Origin of the sequence: Paenibacillus taichungensis, from assembly GCF_013359905.1 — a bacterium.
GTDB classification, from domain to species: domain Bacteria; phylum Bacillota; class Bacilli; order Paenibacillales; family Paenibacillaceae; genus Paenibacillus; species Paenibacillus taichungensis.
Genome location: NZ_JABMCC010000118.1, coordinates 574,345 through 587,087 on the forward strand (window position 1 = coordinate 574,345; position 12,743 = coordinate 587,087).

12 protein-coding genes are annotated in these 12,743 nt (G+C 45.3%); 5 read left to right on the forward strand and 7 right to left on the reverse strand.

What is annotated here, in order from left to right; all coding sequences use genetic code 11:
• Position 1: 1 nt before the first annotated feature.
• Positions 2-1,078 (reverse strand): FecCD family ABC transporter permease, encoded by a 1,077-nt coding sequence (locus HP548_RS25840; protein WP_217504848.1) that lies wholly within the window; start codon positions 1,076-1,078, stop codon positions 2-4.
• A 167-nt stretch (positions 1,079-1,245) separates the two neighbouring features.
• Here HP548_RS25840 and HP548_RS25845 point away from each other — a divergent pair, with 167 nt between their 5' ends.
• The 3 genes from HP548_RS25845 (at position 1,246) to HP548_RS25855 (ending at position 3,764) form a co-directional block, all read left to right on the forward strand.
• A complete protein-coding gene (locus tag HP548_RS25845) occupies positions 1,246-2,310 on the forward strand; it encodes an ABC transporter substrate-binding protein (protein WP_175383207.1) in 1,065 nt (354 codons plus the stop codon).
• Between the two features lie 145 nt (positions 2,311-2,455).
• Complete coding sequence (locus tag HP548_RS25850; RefSeq protein ID WP_064640736.1) at positions 2,456-2,878, forward strand: MarR family winged helix-turn-helix transcriptional regulator; 423 nt, start codon at positions 2,456-2,458, stop codon at positions 2,876-2,878.
• 52 nt (positions 2,879-2,930) lie between these two features.
• Positions 2,931-3,764, forward strand: coding sequence for an alpha/beta hydrolase (locus tag HP548_RS25855; RefSeq protein ID WP_175383208.1), 834 nt, complete (start codon positions 2,931-2,933; stop codon positions 3,762-3,764).
• 114 nt (positions 3,765-3,878) lie between these two features.
• Here HP548_RS25855 and HP548_RS25860 read toward each other — a convergent pair whose 3' ends face one another.
• The 6 genes from HP548_RS25860 to HP548_RS25885 form a co-directional block, all read right to left on the reverse strand.
• Positions 3,879-5,225, reverse strand: a complete 1,347-nt coding sequence (locus HP548_RS25860) for an amino acid permease (protein WP_175383209.1) — start codon at positions 5,223-5,225, stop codon at positions 3,879-3,881.
• A 161-nt stretch (positions 5,226-5,386) separates the two neighbouring features.
• On the reverse strand, positions 5,387-6,085 hold the full coding sequence (sigK, locus tag HP548_RS25865) for an RNA polymerase sporulation sigma factor SigK (RefSeq protein WP_076288009.1): 699 nt from the start codon (positions 6,083-6,085) through the stop codon (positions 5,387-5,389).
• A 129-nt stretch (positions 6,086-6,214) separates the two neighbouring features.
• Positions 6,215-6,394, reverse strand: a complete 180-nt coding sequence (locus HP548_RS25870; RefSeq protein WP_063565447.1) for a hypothetical protein — start codon at positions 6,392-6,394, stop codon at positions 6,215-6,217.
• 408 nt (positions 6,395-6,802) lie between these two features.
• Entirely contained in the window at positions 6,803-7,876 is a 1,074-nt protein-coding gene (locus HP548_RS25875; RefSeq protein ID WP_175383210.1) for a DUF3298 and DUF4163 domain-containing protein, read from the reverse strand.
• Between the two features lie 153 nt (positions 7,877-8,029).
• Positions 8,030-9,280, reverse strand: a complete 1,251-nt coding sequence (locus tag HP548_RS25880) for an MFS transporter (protein ID WP_076288005.1) — start codon at positions 9,278-9,280, stop codon at positions 8,030-8,032.
• 25 nt (positions 9,281-9,305) lie between these two features.
• Positions 9,306-10,229 carry an ADP-ribosylglycohydrolase family protein gene (locus tag HP548_RS25885; protein WP_175383211.1) on the reverse strand — a complete coding sequence of 308 codons (924 nt, stop codon included), beginning with the start codon at positions 10,227-10,229 and terminating at the stop codon, positions 9,306-9,308.
• Positions 10,230-10,754: 525 nt separating this feature from the next.
• Here HP548_RS25885 and HP548_RS25890 point away from each other — a divergent pair.
• Positions 10,755-11,423 carry an HAD family hydrolase gene (locus HP548_RS25890; protein WP_076288003.1) on the forward strand — a complete coding sequence of 223 codons (669 nt, stop codon included), beginning with the start codon at positions 10,755-10,757 and terminating at the stop codon, positions 11,421-11,423.
• A gap of 47 nt (positions 11,424-11,470) precedes the next feature.
• On the forward strand, positions 11,471-12,643 hold the full coding sequence (locus tag HP548_RS25895) for a mannitol-1-phosphate 5-dehydrogenase (protein ID WP_175383212.1): 1,173 nt from the start codon (positions 11,471-11,473) through the stop codon (positions 12,641-12,643).
• Positions 12,644-12,743 lie beyond the last annotated feature (100 nt).

A 12,743-nucleotide genomic window follows, 5' to 3' on the forward strand; every position in this document is an offset into this window, starting at 1 on the left:
TTTATTTTCCTCCAAAACCGTAGCCTTTTTTGACTAACATATACATAAACATCGGCGCACCAATCATCGCTGTAATGATCCCGATTGGCAATTCAACGCTGGAAATCAGTGATCGTGCAATAACATCCGTCCAGATCAGGAAGATGGCACCGAATAGTACGGATACTGGCATGACTTTACGATGGTCAGATCCAACCAGCCCTCTCACAACATGCGGAATAATCAATCCAACAAAACCGATCATGCCGCAGCTTGCCACCATTACGCCGGTGACGAGAGCCGTTAACAGCATATACAACCTGCGATATACACTGAGATTAATCCCTAGCGTAACCGCGGCTTCGTCACCCAGCAGCATCGTATTAAGGACCCGGGATTGCAACAGAAAGAACAGAATGGCTACGAGCACAACGATGCTAATCAGCGGAAGCTTGTTCCATCCGGATGAGGCAAGACTGCCCATGGTCCAGAATGTTACGGTCTTGATGCCTTCGGCATTGTTGGCAAAATAAATGATAAAGTTCGAAAAGGCACTGCACAGTGCATTAATGACCATCCCGGCAAGCACCAGCTTGACCGATGTCATTTTCCCCCGAATACCTGCGAGAGCGAGGACCAGCAAGGACGCACCCATCGCTCCGGCAAATGCCCAGAAGGCCACCCCGGTCTGACCAAGCCAGCCAATCGCGCCGAATCCGATCAGAATGGCAAACGTAGCCCCGAGTGAAGCTCCTGAGGAGATCCCCAGTATATACGGGTCTGCAAGAGGATTCTGCACGGCAGCCTGCATAACTGCACCACATAAAGCTAACCCGGCACCGATAAACATGGCCATCAGTACACGCGGAAAGCGAATCTGCCAGATGATATCCGTAAAGGACCCCGCCTCAATCGGCGTAGAGCCGAATTGAAATCCGGTTAATTTGTACAACAGAATACGATAAGACTCGGCAAGCGGAATGCTCACCTGTCCAATGGATACAGCAATCCCAACCGAAACAACCATTACGATGATTAAAGCGGCAATCAATACTGCAAAACCGGATTTGCTGTGAATCAGTGATTCCCTTTTTCCCATACGCTGCTTCTGAATCTGAGCCGTCTGTGCCATCTTTTCCCCCATCAATATCACTTGAATTTGAATAATAAAAATTTAGCTATTTACAAAGCATTTTCTCGGATTATAATTGAGAATGATTATCTTTGTCAATTTAAAAAACATAAAGAAAAGGGGCTCGTCGCTAGATGAAATTCAAATTCAGAACCGTTTGGTTCGCTTCTTTAAGTCTCCTGTTACTCTTGCTTGCCGCATGTTCCAATGCAGCATCTTCCACCACTACCACCCCCGTTGTGGAGGGAAGCAATTCATCCGAAACGGCAACACAAGTAGAAAATACAAGCAAAACATCCTATCCGCTCACGATTGAGAACTTTACCATCTCAGGTGAAGGTGGCGAGTGGAAACCAAAATCACAAACATTCGAGAAAGCCCCCGAGCGTGTCGTCGCGAATACCCAATCTGCTGCAGAGATGCTGATCAAGCTTGGGCTAACCGATAAAATGGTTGGAGTCGCCGCACTGTATGGCACGGTTACTCCTGATGTCGCAGATGATTTTGCGAAAATTCCTGTCTTGTCCAAAGATTACGTGGGTAAAGAGCTCGTTGTAGGCGCAAGTCCGGATCTGGTGCTGGGACGTGGGGACCTCTTTGCAGACGCAGACTGGGGTGTAGGTACCGTGGATGGCTTGAACGACATGAACATCCGGACCTTCCTGCAAACCACGAATCATCAAGGGACATTGGACAGCCTCTATAATGATATTGCACAGTTGGGTCAAATCTTCGATGTACAGGACAACGCCGCAAAATTCACAGAAAGCCTGAAAGCTCGTGTTGAAGCCATCAAGTCAAGTGTGGCGGATCAATCTGAGCATCGTTTTGCCTACATCGTTCCTGCTACGGAAGACACGATTACTGTGAGCAGTATGCATAATGATACGTATCAGTTAGATGCACTGAGCCTGTTGAAACTGAAAAATACATTTGATGGCGTGCAAGGCGAAGTCAGTGTGGAACAGCTAATCACGGCAAACCCAGACTACTTGCTCTTATCCGCTTATGCCGGTTCACCGGATATCGACAAGCTGATTCAAAATCTGTATGCCAACCCTGCACTGCAAAGCATGAATGCCATCAAAAACAAACAAATTTACGTAACAGATTTCAGTCAGTTCTGGGGTTATGGATATCAAATTCTGGACGGCATTGAGAAGATGGAACAGGAAATGAAAGCAAATCCGATCAAGTAATTGCAGGACATCTGCTTCCAATTTTGAATGGAAAATCGGAAGAGCAGGAGAAAAGATTTCTCGCTGCTCTTTTTGTTCTCCGTTTATGTGTCAGCATTTAAAATCCGAGCTTGACATTAGTTTGATAACAAACTATATTACATGTATGAAAACGACAGACGCTATATCACTCATATCCAAAATTAAAGAGAAGGTCAACCGCTTCATTTTATCCGAGATGGCTGGGCAAGGAATTCAGGATCTGGCCACGTCCCATGGGGATATAATCTACGCCCTGTACAATAACTCCCGAATGACCATGGCTGAAATCGCCAAAAAAATTGGTAAGGATAAATCCACGGTCACAGCGCTTGTAGACAAATTGGTGCGCAACGGTTATGTCGCCAAAGAACGTGATGCAACAGATTCACGGATTGTCCATGTGACATTGACTGCAAAAGGAGAAGAGCTTAAACCGGTATTTGAACATATTTCACGTCGTATGCTGGACGCGTTTTATGCGGATGTTACTGAAGCGGAGAAAAAAGAACTGCTTCGAATTTTGATGAAAATTCACGGCAACTTCTAATTTTTTTTGGAGTAATAGTTTGATATAAAACTAATTTTGGAGGTTTGTCCTAATGATCGATTTTACTCAATTGCTACCTGAACATGAAGTCAAAACGATAGGAAAACATGATTTGCACCTAGAAATATATGAAGCTGATGCGGCTCCCCACTCGGTAAATCCAGTAATAAAGCCACCTCTCTTGTTTGTTCATGGCGCATATACAGGCAGCTGGATGTGGAGCAAATATATCCCCCACTTCGTTGAACAAGGCTGGACCTGCTACGTTTTGAACCTCAGAAGTCATTACAAAAGCCGGGTAATGGACATGACGAAAATTACGTTTGAGGATTATTTGGAGGATATCCGTGAAGTTCTGGCAGAGTGTACAGCGCCCCCTGTTCTCATCGGCTTCAGCATGGGCGGAATACTCAGTCAGAAGATTGCCGAGACGATTACTTTAGCTGGATTGGTCGTGATTGATTCTAGTCTAAGCCAGGAAGTTCATCAATTGATTCCCTATCCTGAGAGTAATCGAATTACACCTGACATTGTCATCCCTCCCCCGGCCCGCGAAGAGCACAGCAGTATTGACGAATCTGCGGAGGATATTGCCTTTCAGCGTAAATATCTGCAGATGGAGTCATCGAAGGCATTTCTCACGTTCTCGGCAGCATTTGGGTCAAGCGGCGGTGTATCCATCAACGGCAATTTAATTACATGTCCAAGTCTGGTCATCAAAGCCGTAGAATCCGATGATGAGGAACGAAGAGGTCAATTGACTGCAGAACAGCTTGGCGCTGAATATGCAGGGCTGTGGGATACAACCCATACCGGATTGCTCGTCGGCCAGCGATATTTGGAAGTTGTGGAGATCATCCTGAAATGGTTAAATCGGGGGAATTAAAATCAAACCCGAGCACAACAAAGTCGCCCTTCCTCTAAAGTGCAGCTCCAATGGTACGTTGTATCTACGAATTGAATTGCAGTCCGAGTCATGGGCGACTTGTATTTTTCTTTGTTACACGTTTTTCTTTTTACAAATATATATCACTGCCATAAGGAGGAACCATACAGGGGTAACAAATAGTGCTACACGCGTATCCTCAGCCAATGCCAGAATCACCAACACAAATACCAAAAACGTCAGAATCAAGTAGTTGGAGAATGGATAGAGTGGCAGTCTAAAGCGACTCCGGCTCGCCAGTTCCGGGCGGGTACGGCGGTATCTGAGATGACAAATCACCATAATGCCCCAGACGAAGATGAAACAGACCGTTGAGACACTGGTGATCAGCGTAAATACCCCCTCCGGCATCACATAGTTCAGAACAATCGCAATCAGAATAACGATCGTGGAGAAAAAAAGCGCATTGGAAGGAACCTTTCTGTTATTCAATCGTGCGAACGAAGTGGGCGCGTTGCGATCCTTCGCCATGGAGAACACCATACGGCTTGTGCTGAAAATGGCGCTGTTACAGGCCGAAGCAGCAGATGTTAGTACCACAAAATTCACAATGCCGGCAGCTGCTGCAATGCCCACGACTGCGAATACCTGAACAAACGGACTCTCGCTGGGCACAATTGCGTTCCATGGGTAGATACTCATAATAATCAGCAGTGCGCCAACATAGAAAAGCAAGACACGGATGGGAATCTGGTTAATCGCTCTCGGAATAACCTTCTCCGGGTTCTCGGTTTCTCCCGCTGTCAATCCCACCAGTTCCATGCCTACAAAGGCGAACACCACCATCTGGAATGATATGATGAATCCATGCATTCCATTCGGAAACCATCCCCCATGACTCCACAGATTGGTGAAACTCGCAGGCCCTTGATCCGTGGTAAAACCTTTGAAGATCATATAAAGACCAACAACAATCAGTGCCAGTATGGCCAATACTTTTATCAGGGCAAACCAGAATTCCATTTCACCAAACAGCTTAACCGTTGCCAGATTCATGATCAGTAAAACGATCAGTGCAATGAATCCGGGCATCCATTGGGGTACTTGCGGAAACCAGAACTGCGTATACAATCCAACTGCCGTAATATCAGCCATCGCAATGGAAATCCAGCAGAACCAGTAGGTCCAACCTGTAATAAATGCCGCCATGTTCCCCAGGTAATCACGCACAAAATCAACAAAGGAGTGATACTGCAAGTTGCTTAGCAGCAGTTCCCCCAATGCACGCATGATGAGAAATAACACAATACCCGTAATAATATAGGCCAGCAAGATGGATGGCCCTGTCAGTTGAATCGTTTTGCCTGCTCCGAGAAACAGACCTGTACCGATTGCACCTCCAATCGCCATCAGTTGCACGTGCCTGTTCTTTAATCCTCGTGTTAATGTTTCTTCTTGCATGGTAAACCACCACTCTCTTTCTGCACATGCTCTCTACGATGTCAAACTTGTATACAACTCATCATATAATAATCTGTCGTGAATACCTATAATTCTTTTAGATTTTTTTGCGCAGCAAAGAGGCCACCTTTTGAAAAGGCGCCCTCTGATCTGGTCAACGATTATTTGTGTTTATAAAACTCGTGATACAGCTTCATAAGCGCCCTCTTCTCAATCCGTGATACATAGGAGCGTGAGATGCCAAGTTCCTTGGCTATCTCGCGTTGGGTGCGCTCTTCGCCGCCTGCCTCCAAGCCGAATCGGCCAATAACAACTTCCTTCTCCCGATCATCCAAGATGTCGAGATTGCGATAAATCTTACTTTTTTCAATCTTGAGTTGTACCTTATCTACAACGTCGTCGGCTTCTGTTCCGAGAATATCAATTAATGTAATTTCATTGCCCTCTTTGTCCGTTCCGATTGGATCATGAAGGGAAACGTCTTTGCGTGTTTTCTTCAGGGAACGCAAATGCATAAGTATTTCGTTTTCAATACAACGGGCAGCAAACGTAGCGAGTTTGGTCCCTTTGCCTTGTTGAAAACTTTCGATCGCCTTAATCAAACCAATCGTTCCGATCGAAATCAAGTCTTCCTGGTCTTCGCCAGTATTGTCAAATTTCTTGACGATATGCGCGACGAGGCGCAGATTGTGTTCGATAAGCAAATTACGTGAATGTGCGTTGCCTTCAGCCATAAGGCGTAAATGTTTGGCTTCATCATCCTCAGCCAGTGGCTGGGGAAATGCATTATTTTTGACATACGAGACGAGTAACGTTAACTCTTTGATGAAAAGGGCAATTGCGGTAAACAATCCGGGCACAGATGACACCTCCTGCAGTTTTACAACGATCTGGCCTGAGCACATGTGGGAACAGGGTCGATTTATTGTATGTAGGCGTGTGCCCAGAAGTGCACGTACACTTGAAAAAGGGAAGTTATTCGCGGAGATTTATACACTCACTGAAACAATCGAGCCCACCTTTTGAAGGATGAGGAATTCTTTCTCGACACTATCGATAAAATACTTCTTCTCACCAAATATCACGACATCATTCTCAGCTAATTGAACATCGCTTTTGAAATAAATAAAATTGTCCGTTTCTCTGAACGCACCTTTGTAGTAGTACAAGTTGTCACCTTCTCCTTGGGAAAATGAATGATATCAACTGCTGTAATTACTATTCTTTTCGTTTAAAACACATCTTGTAAAGCATAAGCCCCATCCCAGATGAACAAATAAGATATCCAAAGAACAAGAACAGTAAATAAATACCATGAAGATCTTCAGGAATCTGATTTACCCCTTCAAACCACGCAGAACGAATAGGATACAGTAGCGCTACCCAAATGATCAGCAAGATTAGAATATAATTAATTATTTTTCTCACAATAACGATCCTTTCAAGTCCGAGTGGAAACAAGAAATAATATATAGCAACTCCTACAACGAAAGGAAAAAAGCCGCTAGATTTAGCGACTTCCTATGGTACAATGTTGCCGCCCCGACACTTGGAGAGTACAAAATCAGCATCTTTTCTTAGTAATGTGAGATTGTAATGCCATGGATAAGTCCCTCGGTTGAATTGGAGGCGAAATGGACCCGAGTGTCCCCAAAACGATAGGAGAGTAAATATTCTCCTTGAATATCAGGGTTCTCACCCTTTTGACCTTTTCCCAACATCTTCTCAATGTCACTGAAGGTTTTCATAGGGAGGGTTTTCCAACTCAAATAAATATGGTCAAGACGGTCTGTGTCTCCCTCCCCAAAATTAAAGGAAGCATACTCTACCCCTTCAAATATCCAGAAAAGTCCTCCCATTTCCGGTTCATAATAGGGTTCACTATTTGAACTTTTCAGCGCTTTTGATACTTCTGCTTTCGTTTGTCCAAAGCTTATATTTTCAAACCCCGGTATTCTCCCACTCTTCAACTCTTGAATGGAGTTTTTATTTAAATCAAAAAATGGCCTGCTCAGTTCAGACTGAATTTTGGAGAAAGGAACTTTCACCTCTATAAATCCCGCCGCATAAGGCCCAACTTCGTATGGATTAAATACCAAGACAATTCCTGTGTTTTGGTAGTAAAAGCTAGATGTATTCGACAAGGGAAAGTTATAAAAACTGTCCGGGAAAACATTCTCATTACTCTTTAGGTCTGATTCAATACCCTCTGCTAGATTAACAGCTTGTTTATTGGTTTGAATCACCTGGTTCAAGTAGAGGCGTTTTCCTGTTGTTAGATCATAATTATAAGTCGTTACTTCTTCATACCCGTGCGCGCCGCCTCTGAAATTATAATCTGTATATACAATAGATATTAGGTTGTTTTGATTATATTTAGTCTGTGCAGTTGTATTCCAGTAAAAGTAATCTTGCTGTTTTTTTAGATATGTATTCTGTATAGCGGCATTTACGGCATGGATTTTGAGTGTTTTATTTATTTTATCCCTGACCTTTTGTTCGCCGCCAATTATTTGAACATACTTTTGCCCTTTATACGAGTAAATTTTTGTCGTTACTGTGCTCGACCCGGCTGCATTCGCATCACTTATAGGGATTATAAATAGAAATACTAATAAGAAGCTTATTAACATAGCAAATGTTTTATTCAAATTGAAATCCATCCTTTCTAATTATTATGATATACCAATAATACTGTAACTTGACTGGTTTGTCTTTTTCTAGTTGAAACTGTAATCCTTCCATAGAACAGCCTCCATCCCACACGTTAATGCGGAGTGAAGGCTACATCTACCTGTCTATATTTAATTCACTGGTGCCGGCTCTACAGCATCGGCGATTTCCGATACCCTCGATTTGCGTTCCATTGTCACGCTAACGAATAATCCCACAAGTCCAAGTGCTGCAATAACTGCTGCATACAACGGTACCGAGATAAGCCCCGTATGCGTAATTGCAAACCCGCCCAAATAGGCACCACCTGCGTTGCCCAGATTAAAGGCCGAGTGACTCGACGTTGTCGCCAGCAGCGGTGCTTCGCGAGTCATATTCATAATTCGAATTTGCAATCCTGGCATAATCCCAAAAGCCGCAACGCCCCAGCAGAAGATGGTCATTACCGCGAGATACGGATTGTCCAGCGTCAACGTTAAGGCCGCCAACAGAACTGCCAGTATACCAAAGTTAACCATCAGGGAAGGCATCAGCTTCCAGTCTGCCAGACGACCACCAAGCATATTACCCAATGTAACGCCGACACCGAACAGCACCAGAATCCAGGTCACGCTCTGCTCAGCAAAACCACTAATATCGACAAGCATTGGTGTTATATAGGTGAACACAGCGAACAGACTTCCACAGCCCAGCGCACCAATCAGCAATATTAATAACACTTGGGGGCGAACCAGATTCCGGAATTGCTGACCAAGGTTTGCTGGCGGTCCCTGCTGCATCACCGGAATGAAACGAATGATACCAATCAATGAGATGATGCCCAGAATAGTAATGGCTCCAAACGATGACCGCCATCCTAGCTGCTGCCCAATGAAGGTACCAAACGGCACACCGATAATGTTGGCAATCGTTAATCCAGCCAGGACTACGGATACTGCCCCTGCCCTTCTCTCCGGTGCAACCAATCGTGTTGCCATCAGCGAGCCTACACCCAGAAACGTACCGTGGGCAAATGCCGTTAGAATACGTGCCGAGATGAGCAACCCGTAAGTTGGTGCAATAACAGACAATGCATTACCGATGATAAAAATACACATCAGCAGTACCAGCAGTTTTTTCTGCGGTATCTTGTGCGTGAACACGGTTAGTATAGGCGCACCCACCGCCACACCAAGCGCGTAACCCGTAATTAACTGCCCTGCTTGGGGGATACTCACATTCAGATCCGTCGCTACATTGGGCAGCAGGCCCATAATAATAAACTCTGTCATGCCAATGGCAAAAGCTCCTACCGTCAGGCATAAAAGGGATAAAGGAAACGCCCCTCGTTTAGCAGATTTCGTAACTTGCGATTCCGTTTGAGATGACTCTGTCTTACGCATATGATGTTCTCTTCTCCTGTCTCTTCTATCTAGCTTCCGCCTTTGACCACAATGCCTCTGACAATTCGCTCAGCGTATCCTGCATGGCCAGCTTCTCTCGCCAGTGTGCCGGAATGCCGCTTAATCCATAGTACGCCCCGGCAATTTGCCCATATACCGCTCCCGTGGTGTCCGCATCATCACCCAGATTCACTGCCAGCAGCGCCCCCTCTTCGAAGATCGATGATTGATGGAATGCCCATAACGCTGCTTCAAGTGAACGAACAACATAGCCGCTCCCCTGAATATCAGGCGGTGCTTTATCCCGGTATGATCCCTGGACTATTTCTTCAATCGCTGGTGAAAAAGATTTCTCTTCCCTCCACTGACGGCAGGTAGCAGGCCGTAATATGACATCCTTGTCCGCTCCGCGCAGTCCTGCAACCAATATTGCTGCCAGCACTTCACATGCTTCCACACTTTCAACAGCAGCATGTGTCGTTCTGGAACTCAACCCAGCATACCGCACTGCTTGATCCGGCTGGTTGGCATATGCCATAGCTACAGGTGCGAGCCGCATAATTGATCCATTCCCAGCAGTCATCGGGTTGGTTGAACCACTATACGCTTCACCGGTTGCTGCAAACCGTTCAAGGGCACTGCGAGTAGCCCCGCCAATATCAAAGCAGGTTCCTGTACTGCTCATATAACCCACCTGATACCAATTCGTATATCTGCGCATCTGATCCCCGGGATCAAAGATCTCTTTTCTCACCAAGCTTTCTGCCAGACACAGGGCCATCGACGTATCATCCGTCCACTGTCCAGGTGCCAAATCGAATACCCCGCCGCCCACAATATCGGTAACAGGCTTAAATGTGCCGGGACTGCTGAATTCCACTGTAGTTCCCAGTGCATCTCCCGCGGCAAGCCCAATCAAACAACCTTGGAAACGATCCTTATACAGCATCTTCGATCCCTCCTCCGCGATTTAACTCTCAAATGACTTCTTCCATTCTCCCACATGGCTTGATATGGCGTAAAGAATTTTAATAGGTTAGTTCGATTGCAAATTTATTTTAACCCTATGCTGAGTTGCCTTTCTTCTATTATAAAAGTGTCGAAAGCTGTTGAACGGTTGAATTATCCAAAATTTCTTAAAAAAAGTTTGATACGTTTAAACTGAAAATACAGGTTTTCCAGTACACCGCTTACACGCAAAGGGTATAACGTTTTTCCACTTTTACAATTTTCTGAAAACACATCATCCATGTGCAAGTTTTACATGTAAACAATCATAACGCGCTTGACCCTTCCGTTTGTCCTATGTTACGGTTTTATTAGCTTATACACCTGTTTTTTCCCAAATTAATATTTATAACTCAGCTTTCGCGTCAACTAATGTACCGCAAGTCAAAAGATTACGGAGTGTATTTGCAGAGAAATTCATTTAGCTTTATCCCAAAACTAATTCTGAAACAGGAGGAACAAATTTATGATTAAGGCACTGGTTTTTGATTTCGATGGAACGATTATTGATACGGAGACAGCATGGTATGTTGCTTTTCGTGATGCCTACAAGGAACACGGCGTAGACTTAACCCTGGAGATGTACTCGCAATGCATCGGTACCAGTCTGAAAACATTTAATCCTTATGAGTACCTCATCACAGATTTGAATCTTCCGATCGATCGGGAAGCGTTCAGGGAATCCGTTCAGTTGCATCATGCAACATTAATGAACAAAGAACAGGTAAGACCCGGTATCCAGAACTACCTGGAAGCTGCACGCAAAGCTGGATTGAAACTTGCTGTCGCTTCAAGCTCCAAACGAGAGTGGGTTGAACAGCATCTGGAGCAGCTCAAGCTGAAGGATTACTTTGAAGTCATTCGCACCGCAGATGATGTTGCCCATGTGAAGCCTGATCCTGCATTGTACAATCAAGCACTTGAAGCCCTTGGAGTAACTGCAGACGAAGCCGTAGCGATTGAGGATTCACCTAACGGCGCGCGTGCAGCTGCTGCGGCTGGTATTCACTGCGTTGTCATCTCGAATACCATTACCGGGACACTTGATTTCGATATGCCTCACCAACGGCTGTCATGCCTGACCGACCTCGAATTTAACGATTTGATTTCGAAACCACTCGTCACTACGGTCTAAAGACTGAACGAATTTCGCATTTCAAACTTTAAAGGGGGAGTTCACACATGAAAGCTGTACATTTTGGTGCGGGCAATATTGGCCGCGGATTTATCGGTCATATGTTGTCCGCTTCCGATTATGAAGTCTGCTTTGTCGCACGTAACCCGAAGAAAATCGCCATGCTTCAAAAGAGGCAGGAATATCCCATTACCCTCGCAAATGCGGATCAGGATACAACGATTGTGAATAACGTAACCGCCATTAGTGTCGGCGAACAGGATCGCGTTGCTGAAGTGATTGCTTCAGCAGATCTGATCACAACAGCCGTCGGTGTATCGGCGCTGGAAGATATCGCTGAACCGATCGCCAAAGGCATCTATCTGCGTATGAAAAATAATAATTCTGCACCACTTCACATTATCGCTTGCGAAAATGCCATCGGAGGCAGCACTCGGTTGAAAAAACGGGTATATCCGTTTCTGGATGTAGAAACCCGTGAAAAAGCAGAACGTTATGTCTCATTCCCCAATGCAGCGGTTGACCGCATCGTCCCCGCTCAGAATCATAAAGACCCGCTACAAGTTACCGTTGAGCCTTTCTATGAATGGGTGGTTCATCGCCCTGCACTGCTGGAAGGATTTAAGGAAATTGAAGGTGTGCACTATGTGGACTCTCTTGAACCTTATATTGAGCGCAAAATGTTTACGGTAAATACCGGTCACTGCGTTGCCGCATACTTCGGATATCTTGAAGGATTTAAGACGATCCGGCAAGCTATGAGTCATGCACCTCTTCGTGCCAAGGTACGCAAAGTGATGGAAGAAACCGGAGCCATGCTCATCGCCAAGCACGGTTTTAATCCACAGAAACACAGCAAATATATCGATACGATTCTCGAACGTTTTGCCAATCCGAACCTGACGGATCAGGTAACACGGGTCGGACGTTCGCCCCTTCGCAAGTTATCGCCTTACGACCGGCTTGTTCGCCCAGCGATGCAGGCCTGCGAATTCGGAATTGAAATTCCTCATTTAACTTCCGCTATGGCAGCCGCGATGCTGTTCAATCATGAACATGACGAGGAAGCTATAAAGCTCCAACACCTGATTCGCGAAGATGGCGTCTCTGCCTTCATTCGTGAGCGCATGGGAATTCCCGACGAACATCCCGTCCATCAGCATGCCGTTGCCCGTTATGAAGAGCTCAAAGGGCGACAGGAATCAACCATCTTAACCTGATTAACAATAGGTCAAAGAGTTTGATCCCGCAAACTGAATAGACATACGAACAAAAAGCCGGGAGGAACCTATGCTTATCGCATCGTTCCTTCCGGCTTTT

Coding starts and splice junctions, on each gene's coding strand:
- HP548_RS25890 (WP_076288003.1), top strand. CDS start 10,755: ATGATTAAGGCACTGGTTTTTGATTTCGATGGAACGATTATTGATACG.
- HP548_RS25855 (WP_175383208.1), top strand. CDS start 2,931: ATGATCGATTTTACTCAATTGCTACCTGAACATGAAGTCAAAACGATA.
- HP548_RS25885 (WP_175383211.1), bottom strand. CDS start 10,229: ATGCTGTATAAGGATCGTTTCCAAGGTTGTTTGATTGGGCTTGCCGCG.
- HP548_RS25845 (WP_175383207.1), top strand. CDS start 1,246: ATGAAATTCAAATTCAGAACCGTTTGGTTCGCTTCTTTAAGTCTCCTG.
- HP548_RS25880 (WP_076288005.1), bottom strand. CDS start 9,280: ATGCGTAAGACAGAGTCATCTCAAACGGAATCGCAAGTTACGAAATCT.
- HP548_RS25895 (WP_175383212.1), top strand. CDS start 11,471: ATGAAAGCTGTACATTTTGGTGCGGGCAATATTGGCCGCGGATTTATC.
- HP548_RS25840 (WP_217504848.1), bottom strand. CDS start 1,078: ATGGGAAAAAGGGAATCACTGATTCACAGCAAATCCGGTTTTGCAGTA.
- HP548_RS25860 (WP_175383209.1), bottom strand. CDS start 5,225: ATGCAAGAAGAAACATTAACACGAGGATTAAAGAACAGGCACGTGCAA.
- HP548_RS25850 (WP_064640736.1), top strand. CDS start 2,456: ATGAAAACGACAGACGCTATATCACTCATATCCAAAATTAAAGAGAAG.